This window comes from Fructilactobacillus sp. X2R1C3 (genome assembly GCF_059901425.1).
In genome coordinates, this window is the sequence record NZ_JBWXUW010000002.1 from 179,671 (window position 1) to 201,879 (window position 22,209).

At 36.8% G+C, this 22,209-nt stretch carries 20 protein-coding genes; 19 read left to right on the forward strand and 1 reads right to left on the reverse strand.

What is annotated here, in order from left to right; all coding sequences use genetic code 11:
* Positions 1 to 17: 17 nt before the first annotated feature.
* From AC6UDD_RS03010 to AC6UDD_RS03065, 12 genes are all read left to right on the forward strand, one after another.
* Positions 18 to 1,937 (forward strand): ABC-F family ATP-binding cassette domain-containing protein, encoded by a 1,920-nt coding sequence (locus AC6UDD_RS03010; RefSeq protein ID WP_500718586.1) that lies wholly within the window; start codon positions 18 to 20, stop codon positions 1,935 to 1,937.
* Positions 1,938 to 1,967: 30 nt separating this feature from the next.
* A complete protein-coding gene (locus tag AC6UDD_RS03015) occupies positions 1,968 to 2,918 on the forward strand; it encodes a thymidylate synthase (protein WP_500718588.1) in 951 nt (316 codons plus the stop codon).
* Positions 2,919 to 2,927: 9 nt separating this feature from the next.
* Positions 2,928 to 3,422 carry a dihydrofolate reductase gene (locus AC6UDD_RS03020; protein ID WP_500718590.1) on the forward strand — a complete coding sequence of 165 codons (495 nt, stop codon included), beginning with the start codon at positions 2,928 to 2,930 and terminating at the stop codon, positions 3,420 to 3,422.
* Between the two features lie 11 nt (positions 3,423 to 3,433).
* Entirely contained in the window at positions 3,434 to 3,655 is a 222-nt protein-coding gene (locus tag AC6UDD_RS03025) for a YozE family protein (protein WP_500718592.1), read from the forward strand.
* Between the two features lie 17 nt (positions 3,656 to 3,672).
* Positions 3,673 to 4,548, forward strand: a complete 876-nt coding sequence (gene ylqF, locus AC6UDD_RS03030) for a ribosome biogenesis GTPase YlqF (RefSeq protein ID WP_500718594.1) — start codon at positions 3,673 to 3,675, stop codon at positions 4,546 to 4,548.
* Entirely contained in the window at positions 4,538 to 5,302 is a 765-nt protein-coding gene (gene rnhB / locus AC6UDD_RS03035) for a ribonuclease HII (RefSeq protein WP_500718596.1), read from the forward strand. Before ylqF ends, rnhB begins: the two co-directional genes overlap by 11 nt.
* A gap of 38 nt (positions 5,303 to 5,340) precedes the next feature.
* Positions 5,341 to 6,213 carry a DNA-processing protein DprA gene (dprA, locus tag AC6UDD_RS03040; RefSeq protein WP_500718598.1) on the forward strand — a complete coding sequence of 291 codons (873 nt, stop codon included), beginning with the start codon at positions 5,341 to 5,343 and terminating at the stop codon, positions 6,211 to 6,213.
* Between the two features lie 90 nt (positions 6,214 to 6,303).
* Positions 6,304 to 8,433 carry a type I DNA topoisomerase gene (gene topA, locus AC6UDD_RS03045; protein ID WP_500718600.1) on the forward strand — a complete coding sequence of 710 codons (2,130 nt, stop codon included), beginning with the start codon at positions 6,304 to 6,306 and terminating at the stop codon, positions 8,431 to 8,433.
* 76 nt (positions 8,434 to 8,509) lie between these two features.
* A complete protein-coding gene (xerC, locus tag AC6UDD_RS03050) occupies positions 8,510 to 9,436 on the forward strand; it encodes a tyrosine recombinase XerC (RefSeq protein ID WP_500718602.1) in 927 nt (308 codons plus the stop codon).
* Between the two features lie 17 nt (positions 9,437 to 9,453).
* Complete coding sequence (hslV, locus tag AC6UDD_RS03055) at positions 9,454 to 9,999, forward strand: HslVU peptidase proteolytic subunit (protein WP_500718905.1); 546 nt, start codon at positions 9,454 to 9,456, stop codon at positions 9,997 to 9,999.
* Between the two features lie 16 nt (positions 10,000 to 10,015).
* Positions 10,016 to 11,470 carry an ATP-dependent protease ATPase subunit HslU gene (gene hslU / locus AC6UDD_RS03060; protein ID WP_500718604.1) on the forward strand — a complete coding sequence of 485 codons (1,455 nt, stop codon included), beginning with the start codon at positions 10,016 to 10,018 and terminating at the stop codon, positions 11,468 to 11,470.
* A gap of 46 nt (positions 11,471 to 11,516) precedes the next feature.
* Positions 11,517 to 12,401 (forward strand): aldose 1-epimerase family protein, encoded by an 885-nt coding sequence (locus AC6UDD_RS03065; protein WP_500718606.1) that lies wholly within the window; start codon positions 11,517 to 11,519, stop codon positions 12,399 to 12,401.
* 44 nt (positions 12,402 to 12,445) lie between these two features.
* On the opposite strand, the gene plsY is transcribed toward AC6UDD_RS03065, so the two are convergent.
* Positions 12,446 to 13,093, reverse strand: a complete 648-nt coding sequence (gene plsY, locus AC6UDD_RS03070) for a glycerol-3-phosphate 1-O-acyltransferase PlsY (RefSeq protein ID WP_500718607.1) — start codon at positions 13,091 to 13,093, stop codon at positions 12,446 to 12,448.
* 172 nt (positions 13,094 to 13,265) lie between these two features.
* Here plsY and parE point away from each other — a divergent pair, with 172 nt between their 5' ends.
* The 7 genes from parE to AC6UDD_RS03105 all read left to right on the forward strand — a co-directional run bounded on the left by parE (position 13,266) and on the right by AC6UDD_RS03105 (position 21,928).
* Positions 13,266 to 15,227 (forward strand): DNA topoisomerase IV subunit B, encoded by a 1,962-nt coding sequence (gene parE, locus AC6UDD_RS03075; RefSeq protein ID WP_500718610.1) that lies wholly within the window; start codon positions 13,266 to 13,268, stop codon positions 15,225 to 15,227.
* A gap of 15 nt (positions 15,228 to 15,242) precedes the next feature.
* On the forward strand, positions 15,243 to 17,702 hold the full coding sequence (parC, locus tag AC6UDD_RS03080) for a DNA topoisomerase IV subunit A (RefSeq protein ID WP_500718612.1): 2,460 nt from the start codon (positions 15,243 to 15,245) through the stop codon (positions 17,700 to 17,702).
* Between the two features lie 65 nt (positions 17,703 to 17,767).
* Positions 17,768 to 18,799, forward strand: a complete 1,032-nt coding sequence (locus AC6UDD_RS03085; RefSeq protein WP_500718614.1) for a LysR family transcriptional regulator — start codon at positions 17,768 to 17,770, stop codon at positions 18,797 to 18,799.
* Complete coding sequence (locus AC6UDD_RS03090) at positions 18,792 to 19,730, forward strand: manganese-dependent inorganic pyrophosphatase (RefSeq protein WP_500718616.1); 939 nt, start codon at positions 18,792 to 18,794, stop codon at positions 19,728 to 19,730. Before AC6UDD_RS03085 ends, AC6UDD_RS03090 begins: the two co-directional genes overlap by 8 nt.
* A gap of 109 nt (positions 19,731 to 19,839) precedes the next feature.
* Positions 19,840 to 20,277 (forward strand): peptide-methionine (R)-S-oxide reductase MsrB, encoded by a 438-nt coding sequence (msrB, locus tag AC6UDD_RS03095; RefSeq protein WP_500718618.1) that lies wholly within the window; start codon positions 19,840 to 19,842, stop codon positions 20,275 to 20,277.
* A gap of 29 nt (positions 20,278 to 20,306) precedes the next feature.
* The gene (msrA, locus tag AC6UDD_RS03100) at positions 20,307 to 20,834 is read left to right on the forward strand and encodes a peptide-methionine (S)-S-oxide reductase MsrA (RefSeq protein WP_500696684.1); all 528 of its coding nucleotides are present in this window, start codon (positions 20,307 to 20,309) and stop codon (positions 20,832 to 20,834) included.
* 140 nt (positions 20,835 to 20,974) lie between these two features.
* Positions 20,975 to 21,928, forward strand: a complete 954-nt coding sequence (locus tag AC6UDD_RS03105) for a Dyp-type peroxidase (RefSeq protein WP_500699471.1) — start codon at positions 20,975 to 20,977, stop codon at positions 21,926 to 21,928.
* The last annotated feature ends 281 nt before the right edge of the window (positions 21,929 to 22,209 follow it).

Sequence of the window (22,209 nt, forward strand, 5' to 3'; positions counted from 1 at the left end):
TAATTGGAGCAGATATTGTGCAAACATTAAAAGCAGAAAACTTAACGAAGACGTATGGTGAAAAGACTTTATTTAAAAATCTTGACTTTATTATTAATGAACATGATCGAATTGGATTAATTGGAACGAATGGAAGTGGGAAATCTTCCCTCCTAAACACTATTTCCGGAATTGATCATGATGTCAATGGGACAATTACCACTTCCAAGTCATACACAATTGGATACCTGAAGCAAGTTCCAGATTTAGATGGCAACCTAACCGTTATTGACGCTGTTTTTGCTGGTGATCAAAAGATTTTTAAAATTATCAGATCCTATGAACACGCACTTAAAAACTACTCTAAACATCCTGAAAATTCAGATTTTGAAAAAAAGTTTGAGAGTGCAGAAGCAAAAATGAATGAAGAGGATGCCTGGACGGCGGAAGTGGACGTTAAAAACATCCTTAATCAACTGAAAATTACCGATTTAGATCAAAAAGTGGGAAGCATGTCAGGTGGCCAGCAGAAACGAGTTGGATTAGCTCAGGTTTTAATTCAGTCACCTGATTTACTTTTATTAGATGAACCTACCAATCACTTGGATTTTGATTCGATTGACTGGTTGGAACGGTTTTTGGGTAAATACAAGGGAGCTTTAGTATTTGTTACCCATGATCGTTATTTTTTGAATCAAATTGCTAACCAAATATGGGAATTATCATTTGGTAAACTTTACAAGTATCCCGGTAATTATCAAGATTATGTTCAGAGGAAGGCTGAACTTGATGAAGAGCAAGAAGCTGCCTCTCATAAGCAGCAACGACTTTACAAACAAGAGTTAAAGTGGATGAAAAAAGGCGCTAAAGCTCGTTCCACTAAGCAACAAGCCCGAATTAATCGATTTAACGATTTAAAAGCTGATGTTGATCAGGGAAATCCAACTGATGAAGATGTTGATATTACAATGGGGCAAAAACGGCTTGGTAAAAAAGTGATTGACATTAAACACGCTAATTTAACAATTGCTCACAAGCCAATTCTAAGAGATTTCAGCATGTTAATTCAGAACGGTGAACGAATCGGAATTAGTGGTGAAAATGGCGCTGGAAAGTCAAGCTTTTTAAATGCAATTGCTGGAAAGCTTCCACTTCAGTCCGGCACCATTGATATTGGTGAAACCGTCAAAATGGCATATTATACACAAAAAATGGAGAAAATCCCGGAAGATAAACGTGTTATTAGTTATTTAACTGATATCGGTGAAAATGTGGTTGATAAGGATGGAAATAAGGTCAGCGTTACCAATCTATTAGAACAGTTCCTTTTTCCCAAATTTATGCACGGAACTTTGATCCGTAAGCTTTCAGGCGGAGAAAAAAGGCGCCTTTACTTATTGAAGTTATTGATGGAGCAACCAAACGTGCTGCTTCTTGATGAGCCAACTAACAATCTCGATATTGGGACCTTAACGGTTCTAGAGGACTACATCAAGCATTTTAATGGGACAACGATTACAGTATCTCATGATCGTTACTTTCTTGATAAAGTAGCTGATCGATTATTGATTTTTGATGGGAATGCTAAGATTGAGCGTTATACTGGTCAATTTACTGATTATCTACAAAAAATGAAAATGCAAAAGAAACATGTTCATCATGATAGTAAGAACCAAACTAATAGTCGATTAGATGAATCTAAAGATAGTACTTCCAAGAAAAAAAGCACGAAATCGAAAACCAAGTTAACGTATGCTGAAAGAATTGAGTGGGATAAGATCGATGGTAAGATTAATTCTTTAGATCGCCAGACTAAAGATGTAAAAAAACAGATGCAAGAAAATAGTTCGGATTACGATAAGTTAGCAGAGTTACAACGAAATCTTGATGAATTAAACCAGAAATCGGATCAATTGATGAACCGATGGGAATATTTGAGCCAGTACGTTGATGAGTAGTTGTTTTTATTAAAAAAGGGAGAGATTAAAATGCTAGAGGATGCATATTTAAATCTAGAACGTTACGTTTTAGAGAATGGTCATAAAAAGTCAGATCGAACTGGTACCGGAACGATTAGTACGTTTGGGTATCAAATGCGTTTTAACTTACAGGATGGCTTTCCGCTTTTAACCACTAAGGCAGTTCCTTTTCGGTTGATTAAGTCAGAATTACTCTGGTTTTTGCGGGGTGATACTAACATTCGTTATTTACTTAAACATAATAATCATATTTGGGACGAATGGGCGTTTGAAAAATGGATTAATTCTTACGAATATCATGGACCCGATATGACTAATTTTGGTTTGCGCTCACAAAGTGATCCCGAATTTAATGAAGAATACCAAAAGCAGAAGAAAATATTTTGTGAGCGGGTTTTAAATGACGATGAGTTTGCTAAAAAATATGGCGATCTAGGCCTGGTTTATGGGAGTCAATGGCGTAACTGGAAAACGAGCAATGGTAAGGCGATTGACCAGATTAAAAATGTTATTAATACCATTAAAACTAATCCTGATTCCAGAAGAATGATTGTGAGTGCTTGGAATCCAGAAGATATTCCTAGTATGGCTCTTCCACCTTGTCATGTAATGTTTCAGTTTTACGTAAACGATGGCAAGTTAAGTTGTCAACTGTATCAGCGTAGTGGTGATATTTTTTTAGGAGTTCCATTTAATATTGCAAGTTATGCTTTACTTACTAGTTTAATTGCCAAAGAGGTCGGATTAGTTCCTGGAGACTTTGTCCATACGTTGGGTGATGCTCATATTTACAGTAATCACATTGATCAAGTAAAAGAGCAGTTAACGAGAAAGCCACATCCAGCTCCTCATCTATGGCTAAACCCCGATAAGGAAAGTATTTTTGATTATGATATGGATGATATTAAAGTGGTTGATTATCACCACGACAAGCCAATTAAAGCGTCAGTGGCAGTATAGGAGATTATTATGTTAGCTTATATTTGGGCAGAGTCAAATGGACATGTCATTGGAAAAGATGGTAAATTACCTTGGCACCTGCCGGATGACATGCAATTTTTTAAACGTAATACGATCGATCATCAAATTCTAGCTGGTAGAACCACGTATGATAGTTTTAAAAGACCATTACCAAGACGCAAAAATTTGGTTTTGACTCACCGCCCGCAGAGTGATTTTCCTAGTGGAGTTGTGACCTTTAAAACAATTGATGAATTTTTGAATTATGCAAAAAGATACCCTAATGAAATGATTTTTGTGGTTGGTGGAACGTCCGTATTTAAAGATTTGTTGCCGTTTGTTGATTATCTATATCGTACTAGTATCAATCATGATTTTGATGGGGATGTTAAAATGATTGATATTGATTATTCTCAATTTGAATTAGAAAAGAAGATTTCCGGAAAAGTTGATGAACATAATGTTTATCCGCATACTTTTGAGATATTTAAGCGTAAGAAATAAGAGGTAAGAAATTGAGAAAAAGTTTTTATGAATTTTTAATGACTAGAAGACATCCAGGGAGTTCCGATCCGATTGCGGAGTTTGCTAATAATGCGTTCTTTGATCAATTGTTTCCAAAGCAAGAGGATAATTTTGAAAAACTTTCTAAGTACTTGGAGGAAAATGCTGGTTATTTACCATCCATGACAATTTTTGATGATGCATGGAAAGAATATCTTGCCTACCTCGATTAACGATAAAGGAGCAGTAAATGGGAAGTAATATACAATGGTTTCCTGGACACATGGCGAAAGCTATTCGTCAGTTTGAGGAAAATGTCCATGTTGTTGATATTATTTTTGAATTGGTTGATGCAAGGATTCCGTATTCATCGATTAATCCAGAGATTAAGCGAGTAGCAGGTAGTAAGCCACGTTTATTTATTTTAACTAAATCTGATTTAGCTGATCCAAAGATGACTAAAGAATGGTTAGATTACTTTAATAGTACGGGATTATCGGCTGTCTCAATCGATTCAAAGTCACGTGGAGTAAGAAGTAAGATTGAGACTGCTGCTCGGAAAGTTTTAAGGGATAAGTTAGAACAATCGCAAGCAAAAGGACTAAAAAAAGATATTATTAAGGCTGTCTGCGTTGGGGTTCCAAACGTTGGCAAGTCAACTTTGTTGAACCAGTTAGTTAGCAAGAGATCAGCAGCGGTTGGCAATCGTCCGGGAGTAACTAAGGGTCAACAATGGTTAACCTCCAGTAAAACGATGGAATTATTAGATACTCCCGGAATATTGTGGCCAAAGTTTCAAAATCAGGAGATTGCTGATAAATTAGCGTTAACTGGAGCAATTAAGGAGAGTATTTATCATCCTGATGATATTGCTTTATTTGCGCTTCATTTTTTTCGTAATCACCATAGCAACGAGATTTTGAAACGTTATCATTTGAGTCCGTCCGATTTAAACTTAAGTGACGTTGATTTATTACTTAAAATTACTGAAAAAGTTGGAATGAAAGACGATTACGATCGGGCCAGTGTCAGGATTATTAATGACGTTCAAAAAGGGAAACTAGGACGTTTTACGTTAGATTCCCTTGAACTGGTGGAAAGAAATGAGCACGGTAATGACGATTAGAGAAATTTCTGAGCGGTTTGCTAACGTTGATGATGTTAGTGATCCGCTTTTTGTCCGCTTTGGGGATGATCCACGAATTGGAGTTCAAAGAATTATTAAGAGAACGTTGAAGCGAATTAATACCCAGGCCGAGAAAAAACGTGACTTTTTAACCAGATTTAAATATGAAAAAGAAATATGGCAACGCGGGGTGAAGTATATTGCTGGCGTTGATGAAGTGGGTAGAGGGCCGCTTGCTGGTCCAGTAGTCGCTGGTGCGGCAATTTTACCAGTTGACTTTGATCTGATTGACGTCAATGATTCCAAAAAATTAAGTGATGAAAAAAGACGAGACCTAGTTCCAAAAATCAAGAAAGAGGCGATTGCTTACAACTGTTTTGCGGTTTCTAGTCAGATGATTGATCAAGTTAATATTTATGAAGCAACCAGAATTGCCATGAAAAACGTAATTGGTAAGTTAGATCTACAACCAGGTCATATTATTGTGGACGCCATGACAATTGATGATGATATCCCGCAGACAAGGTTGATTAAAGGAGACTCAAAATCAGTTAGTGTCTCTGCTGCTAGTATTCTTGCTAAGGTTTTTCGAGACGACTTAATGAATGAATACGCTCGTAAGTATCCTGGATATGGATTTGAACGAAATGCAGGTTATGGGACAAAAGAACATTTACGGGCTTTAAATAAACTTGGGCCGACTCCAATTCATCGCAAGACTTTTTCACCAGTATTAAAAACAATCAATCATTAATTTACGTATTTATCCATAGACAAACCAGGAGGTAGAAAATGGATAAACGGAAATTATTGCTTAGAATCAAGTTATGTCGTGGGATTGGGATTAAAGGAGAAGCAATTCTTGCACGGTGGGTTAAGGGTACTTCAGTTGAAAACATGTCTTTATCTGAGGTTGAAGGTGAATTAATCAATCTATTAAAACGTCATCATTTGCAGACAACGAAGTTTAAGGATTCATTTTTAAGTAGTGAGTTAGAGCGATCTTTTCGTTTGAACCAAAAGTGTCACTGGATAACCATTCTTGATCATGAGTATCCTGAACAACTTGCTGATATTTATTGCGCGCCAATTGTGCTCTTTTATGTGGGTGACGTGTCGTTACTTACAACACGTTCGATTTCTGTGGTAGGAGCACGACAGTGTACAAGTTATTCAATCGCAGCAATTAAGGATATTATCACACGTCCGGTACTTAAAAAGTTTACGATTGTGTCTGGTTTGGCTAAGGGAGTTGATTGTTTAAGTCATCAGTGCGCTTTAGCACATGATGGCCGTACAATTGCGGTGATTGGGACAGGTCTGGACCGTTTTTATCCCGCTGAATGTACGCAGCTTCAGGATAATTTGATGAGAACCAACCTAGTTGTCAGTGAGTATCCATTAGGAAGCAGGCCTTTGAAATATCATTTTGTGGAACGAAATCGCATCATTGCCGGTCTTTGCGAAAAATTAATTGTTGTTGAGGCAAAGCAAAGGTCAGGAAGCTTAATTACTGCTAGTTTGGCGTTATCCGAAAATCGGGATGTCCTTGCCATACCAGGCAATATTACTTCTCCACTTTCTAAGGGCTGTAATCAACTAATTGCTTCTGGAGCACGTCCATGTTTGAGTGATAATGATGTTTTAGAGGATTCTTTAGTTTGACAGGTCTTTAAAACTGCAATATGATATGGAAGAAATTTAAACGGAAATTATCATGTATTAATGAAGAAAAAAATAACGAGGATAATTTTAATGGCCACAACTTCTGTAGCAAAGACAAAGAAAACAACTAAAACAAAAAAACGTAAAGCAAGTTCAAGAAAGAAAAAGTTAGTGATTGTAGAATCGCCAGCTAAGGCAAAGACGATTCAAAAGTATCTAGGAAGTACTTATAAGGTCGTAGCAAGTAAAGGACACGTTCGTGATCTCCCTAAGAGTAGGATGGGTGTGGATATTGAAGACGATTTTAAACCTGACTACATTTCAATTAGGGGGAAAGGCGACGTAATTAAAATGCTAAAGTCGGAGGCTAAGAAGTCGAAGATGATTTATTTAGCATCTGACCCTGATCGTGAGGGTGAGGCAATTGCCTGGCATGTTTCCCACGTGTTGAATCTTGACGTTAATGATCAAAATCGCGTGGTCTTTAACGAAATTACCAAGGATACCGTTAAGGATGCTTTTAAACATCCAAGAACGATTGATATGAATCTCGTGGATGCTCAACAAGCACGTCGGGTTTTGGATCGATTAGTAGGATATTCAATTTCTCCACTGCTTTGGAAAAAAGTAAAAAAGGGCTTAAGTGCCGGACGGGTGCAGTCAGTAGCATTGTGGTTAGTGATTGATCGAGAACGTCAGATTAGAAAATTTGAGCCCGAAGAATACTGGACAATCGATTCTGAATTTAAGTCTGGCCGTTCAAAGTTTCAAGCCAGCTTTTACGGTCTCAATGGCAAGAAGACGAAGCTTGCGAATAATGATGATGTACAAAAAGTTTTAAAACAAATTGATCCAAAAGCTGATTTTGATATTACAAAAGTCACTAAAAAAGAACGGCGGAGACAACCGAATGCACCATTCACAACTAGTACTCTTCAACAAGACGCTAACCGGAAATTAAATTTTAAGACTGGACGAACAATGATGGCTGCTCAGCAACTTTATGAAGGAATTAATATTGGCAAAGAAGGTAGCCAAGGTCTCATTACCTATATGAGAACTGATTCAACGAGAATCTCATCAATTGCTAAGCATGAAGCAGCTACCTTTCTTCATGAAAAGTACGGAGCAGAATACTCTGCTAATAAACCGATTAAGGGGAAAATGCCAGAAGGCGCTCAGGATGCGCACGAAGCCGTCCGACCTACGTCCGTTTATCGGACTCCTGCAAGCATTAAACAATATCTTACTAAGGATCAATATAAACTTTACAATTTAATTTGGTCACGATTTGTAGCTAGTCAAATGACTCCAGCAATTATGGATACTGAAACAGTAACCATTGAACAAAATGGTGTAACGTATCGTGCTAACGGATCAAAAATGAAATTTGAGGGTTTTTTGAAAGTCTATTCGAACGGGAAAGAGAAGGATAATATCTTGCCTGATTTAAATAGTGGTGACACCGTTAAATTATCTAAAAATAATCCAGACCAACACTTTACACAACCACCAGCTCGATACACTGAAGCCAATCTGATTAAAACTTTAGAAGAGAATGGAGTGGGACGTCCATCTACCTATTCTCCAACATTGGGTACGATTCAAAAACGTTATTACGTTAAACTAGTTGGAAAACGGTTTGAACCAACCGAACTGGGCGAGATCGTAAATAAGATTATTGAAGAGTACTTTCCTGACATTGTTAACGTTGATTTTACTGCTGATGTCGAAGGAAAATTGGATGAGATCGAAGAGGCTAAAGAAAAATGGGTTGAAGTTGTAGATCACTTCTATCAACCATTTTCAAAAGAAGTGGATCATGCGGAACAGCTTATGGAAGATGTTCAAATTAAGGATGAATTAGCCGGGTTTAACTGTGAGATATGTGGTGCGCCAATGGTTGTAAAGATGGGTAAGTATGGCAAGTTTTACGCTTGTTCACGCTTTCCTGATTGCCGCAATACCCAGGCAATTGTCAAAGAAATTGGGGTAACTTGTCCGAAGTGTAAGAAAGGCCAAGTTATTGAACGTAAAACAAAAAAGAATCGTTTGTTTTACGGATGCTCACGTTATCCTGAATGTGACTTTGTTTCATGGGATAAGCCAATTGGACGAGATTGTCCAAAGTGTGGTCATTTCTTGGTTGAAAAAAAGGTTCGTGGTGGCATGCAAGTGATTTGTCCAAACGGCGATTATAAAGAAGACATTCAGAAATAATTAAAATAGCTGTTCCTCGGAACGGTTTTATTTATAAGGTAAAATGTAAAAAGTTACATTAACTTAGGAAAAACAAATGCAAAACAAAAAACTAATCGAATTATTCGTAAAATATATTGTAAACGAACGTCAATATTCAAAAGACACGGCTAAAGCCTACGCAGACGATCTTAAGGAATTTAATGTATTTCTACAGACGTCAGGAAATGCCAAAAGTTTTAAAAATATCGACAATTTTGACGTTGAAGTTTTTTTAGGTAACTTGCATGATAGAGGAGATGAGAACAGCACAATTGCTCGTAAAATTTCTTCATTAAGATCTTTTTTTAATTTTTTGTTAAACAATGAGCTCGTTTCAGACAATCCGTTTGAATATGTTCACATTAAAAAGCATAATAAGCATTTACCAAGATTTTTTTATCAAAAAGAACTGGACGTTCTTTTTAAAACGGCCGCAAGTAATCAGGATAAACAGATTGCTACTCGTGACAGTGCCATTCTTGAAGTTCTATACGGGACGGGAATGAGAGTCAGTGAGTGCTCCAATCTTGATATTAACGACATTGATTTTGATAATCGAATCATGCTTGTTTTAGGTAAGGGAAACAAGGAACGTTATCTGCCATTTGGAAGGTATGCTAAAAGTGCTATTTTAAGATATATGGAGAAATGTCGAACGCCAATTATGCGTAAATATCATAAAGACCATTCTTACTTATTTATCAATCAACATGGTGATCAACTTTCAAGTCGTGGTATTGAATACATTTTAGATGGAATTATGAAAAGAAGTGGTCTTAATAGTTCAATTCATCCTCATATGCTTCGTCATACATTTGCCACCCAAATGTTGAATAATGGGGCCGATCTTAGAACTGTTCAGGAACTACTTGGCCATTCTGATTTATCTACCACCCAAATTTATACTCATGTTACTAAAGAAGGACTCCTTAAGAACTACCAGAAGTTTTTTAAGCGTCCTGATGAAGATAATCCAAACTAACTTTTGAAGGGAATTTAATTAAGACAGTAAAATTTGAAGCTACTACAATTTGTGCCATTAGACATAATGGTCACGTTGCTCTCGCTGGCGACGGTCAAGTTACTATGGGAGAAAAAGTTATCATGAAGGGAACCGCACATAAAATCCGTCGAATCTTTGATGGAAAGGTTGGAGTCGGTTTTGCTGGAAGTGTTTCTGATGCGTTTAACCTAGAAGAAAAATTTGAGAAAAAGTTGAAAGAATATAGCGGCAACCTAAAAAGAGCGTCAGTGAAACTGGCTCAAGAGTGGCGCGGTGATCAACAGTTACAAAAACTTGAGGCCATGCTAATTGTTGCCGATCATGATAATTTGCTTTTAGTATCTGGGTCAGGAGAAGTAATTGAACCAGACGATGATATTTTAGCAATTGGATCTGGTGGTAATTTTGCATTAGCAGCTGCCACTGCAATGAAGCATAAAGCGCCAGAGATGTCAGCTGAAGAAATTGCTAAAGCTGCCATTAACATTGCCGCTGACATTGATATTTTTACTAATCACAACGTAATTTCTGAAGAACTATAAAACGAGGTATTAATTAATGACAAAAGAAGAACAAATGACACCAAAGGAAATTGTTTCCCAATTAGATAATTATATTGTTGGACAAGACAATGCTAAAAAGTCCGTGGCGATTGCTTTGCGTAATCGTTACCGTCGTCTTCAGTTAAATCCACAGATGCAAGAAGACATTACTCCTAAAAACTTATTAATGATTGGTCCCACTGGAGTGGGAAAGACGGAAATTGCACGTCGTTTAGCTAAGATTGTGGATGCTCCATTCGTTAAAGTAGAAGCAACCAAGTTTACAGAAGTTGGATACGTTGGTGGAGATGTTAATTCAATGGTTCGTGACCTAGTTGAGAGCTCAGTTCAAATGGAGAAGAAAATTGAGTTTAAAAATGTTAGACGTGAAGCTGAGAAGAAAGCAAATAAGGACTTGGCTGAAATCATTGCACGTGAAGAAAACCATGTCGATGATCCTAAAACAATCGCTGATAACGATAAAAAATTAGAAGATACGGTCAAAGAGTTTAATAAGGCGTTTAAGAAGGGTAAGCCAATTGATCTATCTTGGTTAACTCAAAAAGATCCCTTCATGGATGATGACGAAAAGAATAAAATTAAAAATGATGCTGATCAAATTTTAAATCAAATTGAAAACGGCGAATTAGAAGATCACGAAGTTAAAATTTCCATTGATGACCCAGCAACTGCACTAAACGCTGACAGCAGCAAAATGGAACAAATGGGAATTAACTTACAGGGATTAGAGAGTATGTTACCAAAGAAGCAAGTTGAAAGAGTTCTTCCGGTAAAAGAAGCTCGTGAAGCATTAATTAATCAAGAATCAGAAACATTAATTGATGATGCCAAGGTGAATGGCTCAGCAATTAAACGAGCTGAAAACACCGGGATTATCTTTATAGATGAAATTGATAAATTAACTGGTGGAAACAAACAGACTCGTGGCGAAGTGTCAAGAGAAGGGGTTCAACGGGACATTTTACCAATCGTCGAAGGGGTAAATGTAAATACTAAGTATGGGGTTATAAATACCAATCATATCTTGTTCATTGGATCCGGTGCTTTTGCTGATAGTAAACCTTCAGATTTAATTCCCGAACTGCAGGGTCGATTCCCAATTCGAGTAGAATTGAATGATCTAAGTAAAAATGACTTTGTTAAAATATTAACTGAACCGAGTGATGCATTAATTAAACAGTACGTAGCATTAATTGGGACGGATAATATTAAGGTAACTTTTACTAAAGAAGCAATCGAAAAAATTGCTGACATTGCATATTCGGTTAACCATGATACTGATAATATTGGTGCCAGACGACTTCACACAATTCTAGAAAAATTACTTGAAGATATTCTATATGAAGGACCAGACATGCATATGGGTGACATTACTATTAACCAACAATACGTTGAAGACAAAGTTGGTAATCTTGCAGCTGATGAAAATATAGCACGATATATTTTATAGTTTCTGCATTTTGTGAAATAATGTATAAAGAAAGGGAGGGATTAAATTGCCAGTTACACTAAAAAATGATTACTTAACGGTTCGAATTAATCAAAAGGGTGCTGAGATTGTTTCGGTTAAAGATCAAAGCGGTACCGAATATATTTGGAGTGCTAATAAAAAGTACTGGAAGCGTCATGCACCGATCTTGTTCCCAATCGTTGGTCGACTTCAAGACGATGATTATATTTACGATGGAAACAGTTATCATATGTATCAGCATGGTTTTGCTAGAGATAGTGAGTTTGAGATCGAATCTCATAACCAAACCGAAGTCAATTTTATGTTGCATTCGAGTGCGGCTACTAGAAAGATTTATCCCTTTGACTTTAATTTATCCATTCATTATGAGCTAGATGAACACACCATTGCGGTTGAAATGGTGGTAGAAAATATCAATCCAGATCCGATGTATTTCTCATTAGGGGCTCATCCAGGATTCAATGTTCCATTGTTTCCTAAGAAAGAAACCTTTGATGATTATTCGGTCTCGGTTGCTCCAAAGCATGACTATAAAATTGTTAGAATCGATCAGAATGGGTACAGTAATATTAAACATCCAATTGAAAAAACTCTGAACAATCCACTACAATTAAATCGTGATCTATTTATTCATGATGCCAAGGTGCTTGATGTATCTGATAATGAGCAAACTACCGTTATGCTCCAATCAGATGTAACCGAGCATGGGGTCGCTTTGACTGCTTACGACTGTAAGTACATTGGTATCTGGTCAACTTATCCTAAAAATGCTCCTTTCGTGTGCTTAGAACCGTGGTGGGGAATTGCTGATGAGGAAGGCAGTACTGGATTTTTAAAAGATAAGGCTGATATAAGTAAACTTGATCCAGACGAAAGCTTAAATGCTAATTTTGATATTACTTTCTTCTAAATAAATAAGCTTAAATTAAATAAGGGACACTCAATGAGTGTCCCTTATTTATGCTGCTTTTTTGAAGGAATTGATTTCTTTACGTATTTTAAATACCAGTAATAAAGGCCAAATGGAACGAGATTTTCATCTCCATGAATGATCTTGATGATGTTGTTTCGGTGGCGGTAAAAAGTAAATATTGTTAAACAAATTGCCAGAATTGTCAGTGCTGGATCATTTTCAAAGAATGATGCGATAACAATAATAGTAAAGCCCAGCATACTAGCAAGGCTTACCATACTAGTAACAAAGATACAGATAATCCAAGTTCCGGCTGCAATGCAGAAAAAAACGAAATTATATGCCCAAAGCATACCGGCACTTGTTGCAACTGCCTTACCACCACGAAAATGATCAAAAATTGAATAAGTGTGGCCTAAGATTGCTGCCAGTCCAAAAATGAGCGGATACCAAGAATGGATTCCAAACTGCATTGGTAACCAAGTAGCAATAGCACCTTTAGCAATATCAAGAATCATCACAATGGTTCCAGCAAACCATCCTAGTACGCGATAAGTGTTGGTAGCGCCAATATTTTTGGAGCCGTGTCGTCTAATGTCGATATGAAAAAATACTTTGCCAATCCAAATCCCGTTAGGAATTGATCCCAACAAGTAGGCAAAGATTAGGAGAATAATAAATTTAACCATATCTTCCTCCGTTTTATTAATGTAATATATAAGTTCTAAAAGTTTATTTTATCATTAAAAAGATGATTTTAAAATTTAGTTTGGAAAAACGAGCTGACTTTAAAACGTCTTTGCAATCAAGTTTAAATAGGTTATTATTAAAAACGATGACTAAAAGAAGGAGTCTTTCCTAATGACACAGGCAAAAAAGCAAGAGTATGATGACTCTTCAATTCAAGTTTTACATGGTTTAGAAGCAGTTAGAAAACGACCTGGTATGTACATAGGTTCTACTGATTCAAAAGGATTGCACCATTTAGTTTACGAAATTGTTGACAATGCGGTCGATGAAGCATTAGCTGGCTATGGTGACGAAATCAATGTTACCATTCACGAAGATGATAGTATCACAGTCGTTGATCATGGACGTGGTATGCCAACTGGAATGCACTCTTCTGGAAAACCAACTCCTGAAGTAATTTTAACGGTTCTTCATGCTGGTGGGAAATTTGGCCAAGGTGGATATAAAACTTCCGGTGGATTGCACGGAGTTGGATCAAGTGTTGTTAATGCACTTTCAACTCATTTAACGGTCCAAATTGTCCGTAATGGTACTCTTTATCAAGAAGATTTTAAGAATGGTGGGCATCCTGTTGGAACCTTGAAAAAAATTGGAAAAACCAATAAACATACCGGAACGACTGTCACATTTAAACCTGATCCGGACATTTTTACTACTACAACTTATAATTATGATATCTTGGCAGAACGGCTTCGTGAGTCTGCCTTTTTGTTGAAGGGCGTTAAAATAACGCTTAAAGATGAAAGACCCGGAAAGATTCGTGAAGATGAGTTTCAGTTCAAAGATGGGATCAAAGAATTTGTTGATTATTTAAACGAGGGTAAAAGTACCCTTGGAAAAGTTATGTATTTCGATGGTAAAAAAGATGGCATCGAAGTTGAAGTTGCAGCCCAATACAATGATGGATATACCGAAAACATGCTTTCGTTTGTTAATAATGTGAGAACTAAGGACGGTGGGAGTCATGAAGCCGGCTTTAGAAGTGCATGGACTAAGTCCTTTAATGAATACGCTAGAAAGGTTGATTTACTAAAAGAGAAGGACAAAAACCTCGAAGGAAACGATGTTCGTGAGGGTTTAACTGCCGTTGTCGCGTTAAAGATACCTGAAGAGCTGCTTCAATTTGAGGGACAAACCAAAGAAAAATTAGGAACTCCCATTGCAAGATCAGTTGTTGATAGTGTTGTTTCAGAACAACTACTTTACTATCTCATGGAAAATAGTGATTTTGCTAAGACTTTGATTAAGAAAGCCACAAATGCGCGTACAGCTCGTGAAGCCGCTAAAAAGGCTCGAGAAGAAAGTAGACACGGTAAAAAGAAAAAGAAACACGAACGTTTACTTTCCGGGAAACTAACCCCAGCTCAGTCTAAGAATACCAGTGAAAATGAATTATTTTTGGTTGAAGGGGATTCAGCCGGTGGCTCCGCTAAGCAAGGACGTGATCGGAAGCATCAAGCCATTTTGCCATTACGTGGTAAAGTGTTAAATACGGAACGAGCTAAACTTCCTGACATCATGAAAAATGAGGAAATCAGTACGATTATTTATACAGTAGGAGCTGGAGTTGGAACTGACTTTAAGATTGATGAATCAAATTATGACAAAATCATTATCATGACTGATGCTGATGATGATGGTGCCCACATTCAGATCCTACTTTTGACTTTCTTCTATAAATACATGCGGCCAATGATTGAGGCTGGTAAGGTTTATATTGCGCTACCACCCCTTTATAAACTCCAGCATGGTAAAGGAAAAAGGTCCAAAGTAGAATATGCTTGGACTAATGAAGAGCGTGACCAGGATATCAAAGATTTTAAGTCGGGATACTCATTACAGCGTTTTAAAGGTCTGGGCGAGATGAACGCAGATCAATTGTGGGAAACCACGATGGATCCTGCTAAACGAACGTTAATCCGGGTTCGAATTGACGATGCGGCTGATGCAGAGCGACAGGTGTCAACCTTAATGGGCAATAAGGTGGAACCACGGAGAAGATGGATTGAAAATAACGTTCAATTCAATCTTGAAGAAGATGGAAGCATTTTAGATAATACTGAAAAAAATTAGCTTGGAGGTGAAAAAATGGCACATAGATCTAAAATTAAAGATTTAACTCTTTCAGAAGTAATGGATGAACGTTTTAGTCGTTACTCTAAATCCATTATTCAAGAAAGAGCACTACCAGATGTTCGTGATGGTCTGAAACCAGTTCAACGAAGAATTTTGTACGCAATGAACAAGGACGGTAACACTTCTTCTAGAGGATTCAGAAAAGCGGCTAAATCGGTTGGTAACGTCATGGGTAATTTTCATCCCCATGGTGATAGTTCAATTTATGAAGCTATGGTCCGTATGAGTCAAGATTGGAAACTACGTGAACCATTAATTGAAATGCATGGAAATAACGGTTCGATGGATGGAGATCCTCCCGCAGCCATGCGATACACTGAGGCTCGGTTAAGTAAAATATCTGATGAAATGTTACGGGATATTGATAAAGATACCGTTGATTGGGTTTTAAATTTTGATGATACAGAGTATGAACCCGTCGTATTACCTTCTCGCTTTCCTAATCTGTTAGTAAATGGAGCTACTGGTATTTCTGCAGGTTATGCAACTGAAATACCACCACATAATCTCGGCGAAGTGATCGATGCGTTAATTTATTTGCAAAAGCATCCCAATGCCACGTTGGACAATCTAATGAAGTACATTAAAGGACCTGATTTTCCAACTGGTGGTATCATTCAGGGCCTTGATGGAATCAAACAGGCTTATGAAACTGGTAAGGGACGCATTATGATCCGCTCTAAAACCTCAATCGAATCATTACGTGGAAATAAACAAATGATCAAGATAACCGAAATTCCCTATGAAGTTAATAAGGCTCAGTTAGTCAAACAAATTGATGAAGTTAGGATCAACAAAAAAATTGACGGAATTGCCGAAGTAAGAGACGAATCGGATCGTGAAGGATTGACGATTGCAATTGAATTGAAACGAGATGTCGATAGCACCAGTATTTTAAATTATTTATTTAAAAATACCGATCTTCAAATTTCGTATAACTTCAACGTGGTTGCTATCAGCAATATGGCGCCAAAACGGCTTTCCTTAAAGGAAATCTTAGTTGCTTACTTGGATTATCAACGAGGTGTTATATCCAAAAGAACCCGGTTTAATCTAGATAAAGCAAATGCCCGTCAACACATTGTGCTGGGTCTGATTAAAGCACTATCAATTTTGGACCAAGTGATTAAAACCATTCGTGCTAGTAAAGATAAACAAGATGCAAGAAATAATTTAATTTCGGAATATGACTTTTCGGAAAAACAATCAGACGCAATTGTTGCTTTACAACTTTACCGATTGACTAATACAGATGTTACTGAGTTAAAAAAGGAAAATGCTGACCTGGCGGCCAAAATTGCGGAATACGAAACTATTTTAGCAAGTCCCGATGAGCTTGATTCTGTTTTAAGAAGCGAACTTAGAGACATCGCAAAGCGATACCGTAATGAACGTCGTACTAAAATTGAAGACAAAATTCAGAATCTGGAAGTTAGTGAAGAGGTTACGCTTCCAGATGAAAATGTAATGGTAATGGTAAGTAACGATGGTTATCTAAAACGTAGTAGTCTTCGTTCTTTTAACGCATCTGAGATCACCGACAATGGATTAAAAGACGACGACCATGCTGTTTACCTAAATGAGTTAAACACTCGTGATTCGCTGTTTATGTTCACTGATAAGGGGAATATGATTTATCGTCGTGTCTACGAAGTTGAAGACGTTAAATGGAAAGACACTGGAGAACATATTTCTAGAATGAATGGCCTTGATGCTAATGAGAAAATCATTGCTGTTTATGATTTCCCGGATCTAAGTAAACAAGATGGAGAATTTGTAATTACAACTAGTGCCGGTCATATTAAACGTACTGAATTTAGTAAATTACTTCCTAGTCGTACCTATAAAAGTCGCGCTGCAATGTATGAAAAGTTGAAGGGACCGCTATCAAAAGTAGTCAATGTCTCATACAATCGGGTTGAAGATCCTGGTAGTGTCTTATTGATGACAGAAAAAGGAATGGCCCTTAGATACGACTTGCAGGAAGTTTCGTTGAATGGTCCAAGGACCACAGGAGTGAAGGCAATTAGTTTAGCTGATGATCACGTCGTTAACATGCAATTTGTAAATGATGAATCTGAAATTGGAGTTGTTTTCCAAAATGGGAACTTTAAAAAGATGAAAGTAAGCGACATTCCAGTGACTAGCCGCGCACGAAAGGGAATTAAAGTTTTAAAAGAATTTAAAACCAAAAGTAACCGGTTAGCTGATTTTATCAAAATTGATTCCAATGATGAAACACTTAAAATTTATACTGATCACGCAACTTCACACGAAGTAGTCTTGGGTGACCATGGAACGTCAGGTCGTTTATCAAACGGGTCGTCCGTAATGAATACGAAAATGATTGGAACCCCAATTTTAATTGCCCATGACACTTTAAAACAATCTCAAGTTGATAATTTGCTATAGTAAATATAGTGATTTCGTGATAATATACACAATATAATAATAAATGTTAGTGCGAGGTATTAGTTTTGAGAGAATCTAAGAGGGAATCATTATTTTCATCCAAGGCTTTGGTATATTTCTTACAATTATCTGAATCGCTAAACTATACAAAAGCTGCGGGTATTTTAGGAATTACACAGCCTGCACTATCCCAACAAATTAAAAAATTAGAAAATAAGCTCCACGCTAACTTATTTTATTCTGTTGGTAAACAAATTCATTTAACCGATGCGGGTTATACTTTAAAAAATGCTACCGAGGAAGTATATGGAATCCTTGATAATGCTACTGATGAAATTGAATCATATTCAAGCTCAATCCGTGGAACAATTAAAGTTGGAATCCTTTCTGCAATTGAAGACGAAATATTTGAAAATTTCGCCTTATATTTCTATGAGAAGAATCCAGAATTGCGAATTGAAATGTACATGTTGACTCAACAAACGTTAATCTCTGATCTTGAAAGTGGAAGAATCGATTTAGCCATTATGTACCTGCCAAATGAGAAATTGCATAATTGGAAAGGAATGGTCATCAAACCGATTACTCACGATACTTTGTGCTATGTTCACCATGACAAAAGTAAAATTGGAAGTAAAATTAATCTCAAAAAAGTTGACGGACCGATGGTAGGTTTCCCCAATGGTTATTACTTTAATCAATTTTTAAAGAACATTTACAGTGCTAAGCGCTATGAAATGCCTAAAATGGAAGCATGTTTTACAAGACCAGTGCAAATTATAGAGTTTGCTTTATCATCTGGGTTAAATACCATTCTACCGAAGACCTTTATGATGACACGTGACCGAACTAAAATGGCTCAAAAGAACACTTATTATACTGATATTATCCCTGATTTTTCTCTTCAAGCTGTTGCCGTCTATCGTGATACTAAAGACGGTATTCCACGGTTGAATAAATTATTTGACGAATTTAGTGGTTTTGTAGGAGAATATGAGCAGGCTAAAGATGTATACTTAAGTAGTATTAATATAGAAGTTAGAGATCGTCAGAGACTCTTGGAAATATGGAAAAAGAGGAGAGAGAATCATGAGTAAAGAACTAGTTTTTGGACATAAGGTACCAGATACGGATGCAATTGTGGCTGCAATGGCACTCGCATATTTGAAGAAACAAGATGGGTATGATGTAGAAGCAGTTGCTTTAGGTAATCCAAATGCCGAAACTAAGTATGTGCTTGATTACTTTGATACTAAGGCACCACGTGTGATTGAACGTGCAAAACCAGAAGTTGATAAAGTCATGTTAGTCGACCACAACGAACCTCAACAAAGTGTAAGTGATATCGATCAATTAACTGTAACTGATGTTGTTGACCATCACCGAATTAACGGCTTTAACACTGCCGCACCTTTGTATTATCGTGCTGCACCTTATGGATGCTGTAGCACAATTATTACTAAGATGTTTTCAGAAGAGGGCATTAAAATTCCCAAGAAATTAGCTGGTTTAATGTTGTCTGCCATTATCTCTGACACCTTATTGTTAAAATCACCAACTACTACTGATTTCGATCGTGATGCACTCAAAGCTTTAGCTGATATTGCTGGAATTGATGATTACGAAGATTATGGCGTTAAAATGCTTAAGGCTGGGACCAACGTTGACGCCAAAACTGATCAACAGCTTATTGACGGAGATGCTAAGTCATTTACATTAGGTGGTAAGAATGTCAGGATCGACCAAATTAATGTTGTTGATTTAGATGATATTACTAAGCGTGCCGATGATATTAAAAAAGCTATGGAAACTGAAGCCAAGGATAAGGGTTATGATCTATTCTTAGTTCTTGTAACTAACATCCTTGACAGTAATTCAGAATTAATTGTTGTCGGTGAACCTAAGAACATTGTTGAAAAAGCTTTTGATAACAAGTTCAACGATGATGATATTATGAACTTGCCTGGAGTCGTTTCTCGAAAGAAGCAAGTTGTTCCTCCATTAACTGATGCATTAGAAAAAGAATAGTATTAAAAAAATCCACTCAATGGTGGTTTTTTTAGTTTAAAACAAATTGTTTGCTATTTAATTGGATAAGATATAAATTAAATATAGAAACAAATAGGAGGTTTATATTATGGCTGATAATAACAAAGATGATTTAAGAAACCGCTTAACACCTGAGCAATACAACGTAACTCAAAATGCTGGAACTGAACCTGCATTTACTGGAAAATATGATGATTTTTATAAAAAGGGAATCTATGTTGATGTTGTAAATGGTAAGCCATTATTTAGTTCTGCTGATAAGTATGACGCTGGTTGTGGCTGGCCATCATTTACTAAACCAATTAGTGAAGACGAATTAAAGAGTGACACTGATACTTCTTTTGGTATGATTAGACAAGAAGTTCGTGGTGCAGACTCTAAGTCTCATCTAGGACACGTCTTTCCAGATGGACCGCAAGATAAGGGTGGTTTACGCTACTGTATTAATTCTGCCGCTCTTAAGTTCATCCCTTATGATAAGATGGACGAAGAAGGGTATGGCAAATACAAAAAGTTTGTTGAATAATACAAATAACTGAATAGAGGTCTTTATTAATGAGTGATAAAAAAGAAACAGCAATTTTTGCTGGTGGTTGTTTCTGGTGCATGGTTCAACCATTTGATCAGATGCCAGGGATTATTTCCGTTGTATCTGGATACACAGGTGGTCATGTCCCAAATCCGACTTATGAGCAAGTGGCTTCAGGTACTACTGGTCACACCGAAGCAGTTAAAATTACTTTTGATCCAAGCATCATTTCATATAAAAAGTTAGTTGAAATCTATTGGCACCAAACCGACCCAACTGATGCAATGGGGCAATTCCAGGACCGTGGTGATTCTTATCGTCCCGTAATTTACGTGAATAGTCCCGAACAACGTAAAATTGCTGAAGAATCTAAGAAAGAATTAGAAAATAGTGGCGAATTTGATGAACCAATTGTAACGAAAATTGAAGACGCTCAACCGTTTTATCCAGCTGAAGACTATCATCAAGACTTCTACAAGAAGAATCCACTTCGATACGCCATCGAAGAAAGTGGCGGACGGAAAAAATTCATTGATGATCATTGGAAGAAGTAAATAAATTAACAAAAAGAATGCCAATTTGACATTCTTTTTTAATGACTGGTTATATGTAGTAAAATAAAAGTGGTATGAGATTAGTAATAAAGTGATTCTAATCTCATACTAATACTGAGTATATTCTGGGAGGTATTATAATGACTGAAGAAAAGATAAGACCAAATAAATCGCAAGACGTTTGGAAAGATACCGGTGAAAACGTTGAATTTGCCACTTTAGAGCTAACTAGAAAAGATCAAAAGGCGGCTCAAGAAGGAATCCAAGATTTTGCTGATCGTTCACAATCTATTATTAGATCAATGAGAATTAGAGAACCTAAAGCAAACCTTCGAGTTGCCATTGGCTTTAGTAGCAAAGCTTGGGACTACTTGTTTCCGAAGGCTAATAAACCTAAAGAATTAGAAGATTTTACTGGCGTTAAAGGTCCAAACTATTCGATGCCATCATCTGAGGGAGACATCTTTCTTCATATTCGTGCTAATACTGAAGCCGTTGTATACGAAGTTACTACTCAATTCATGCTCTTTTTAAGAGATTTTACTAAAGTAGTGAACGAAACTCATGGTTTTAGATATTTAGAGGGAAGGGCTATCATCGGTTTCATTGATGGGACTGAAGTTCCACAAGTTGAAGATGTTGCTCCATACGCTCTTATTGGTGATGAAGATCCCGAATTTATTAATGGTTCATATGCTTTTGCACAAAAGTGGCACCATAACATGGACTATTGGAATCACCTAGATACTACTACTCAAGATAAAGCCATTGGGAGAGAAAAATTTTCTGACTTAGAATTACCGGATGAAGAAAAATTTAAAAATGCCCATAATGTAACTTCAAACACATCCGTTGACGGAGTTGAACAAAAAATTGTCAGGATGAATGTTCCTTATTCTGATCCTGCTAATAATGATACAGGAACTTACTTTATTGCGTATTCACGATACTGGCACGTTATTAAAGGCATGCTTCAACAGATGGTTGATGAAGATGATTTCTTATTAACGTTCTCAACCTTATTAACTGGTCAAACGTTTTTCATCCCTTCAAGACCAATGCTCGAAAAAATTGCCGATGGGGATCTGAATTAATTATATATCTGCGATAATAATTTACTAATTTTAGTTGACAAATATATTAATTGAGCATATTGTACTTCTTAAAGAAAATGCAGAGAAAAGATGAGTACTGAATTAGCCATGATACAGAAAGCAAGCTACGCTGAGATGCTTGCATATTGGCGTTCAGGAAGATGGTCTTGGAGCATATATAGACAAGTTATTTACAAGTCATATTTGGATGGCGTCCACTAAATCGCTATACACTGCTTAATTTATTCTAGATATAATTAGTAATGTTAATGAGGATTGGC

Bases quoted from the DNA above. Each gene is read 5' to 3' on its own strand.
- msrB (WP_500718618.1), top strand. From the start codon at position 19,840: ATGGCTGATAATAACAAAGATGATTTAAGAAACCGCTTAACACCTGAG.
- topA (WP_500718600.1), top strand. From the start codon at position 6,304: ATGGCCACAACTTCTGTAGCAAAGACAAAGAAAACAACTAAAACAAAA.
- ylqF (WP_500718594.1), top strand. From the start codon at position 3,673: ATGGGAAGTAATATACAATGGTTTCCTGGACACATGGCGAAAGCTATT.
- rnhB (WP_500718596.1), top strand. From the start codon at position 4,538: ATGACGATTAGAGAAATTTCTGAGCGGTTTGCTAACGTTGATGATGTT.
- parE (WP_500718610.1), top strand. From the start codon at position 13,266: ATGACACAGGCAAAAAAGCAAGAGTATGATGACTCTTCAATTCAAGTT.
- dprA (WP_500718598.1), top strand. From the start codon at position 5,341: ATGGATAAACGGAAATTATTGCTTAGAATCAAGTTATGTCGTGGGATT.
- plsY (WP_500718607.1), bottom strand. From the start codon at position 13,093: ATGGTTAAATTTATTATTCTCCTAATCTTTGCCTACTTGTTGGGATCA.
- AC6UDD_RS03020 (WP_500718590.1), top strand. From the start codon at position 2,928: ATGTTAGCTTATATTTGGGCAGAGTCAAATGGACATGTCATTGGAAAA.
- parC (WP_500718612.1), top strand. From the start codon at position 15,243: ATGGCACATAGATCTAAAATTAAAGATTTAACTCTTTCAGAAGTAATG.
- xerC (WP_500718602.1), top strand. From the start codon at position 8,510: ATGCAAAACAAAAAACTAATCGAATTATTCGTAAAATATATTGTAAAC.
- AC6UDD_RS03090 (WP_500718616.1), top strand. From the start codon at position 18,792: ATGAGTAAAGAACTAGTTTTTGGACATAAGGTACCAGATACGGATGCA.
- msrA (WP_500696684.1), top strand. From the start codon at position 20,307: ATGAGTGATAAAAAAGAAACAGCAATTTTTGCTGGTGGTTGTTTCTGG.
- AC6UDD_RS03105 (WP_500699471.1), top strand. From the start codon at position 20,975: ATGACTGAAGAAAAGATAAGACCAAATAAATCGCAAGACGTTTGGAAA.
- AC6UDD_RS03015 (WP_500718588.1), top strand. From the start codon at position 1,968: ATGCTAGAGGATGCATATTTAAATCTAGAACGTTACGTTTTAGAGAAT.
- hslU (WP_500718604.1), top strand. From the start codon at position 10,016: ATGACAAAAGAAGAACAAATGACACCAAAGGAAATTGTTTCCCAATTA.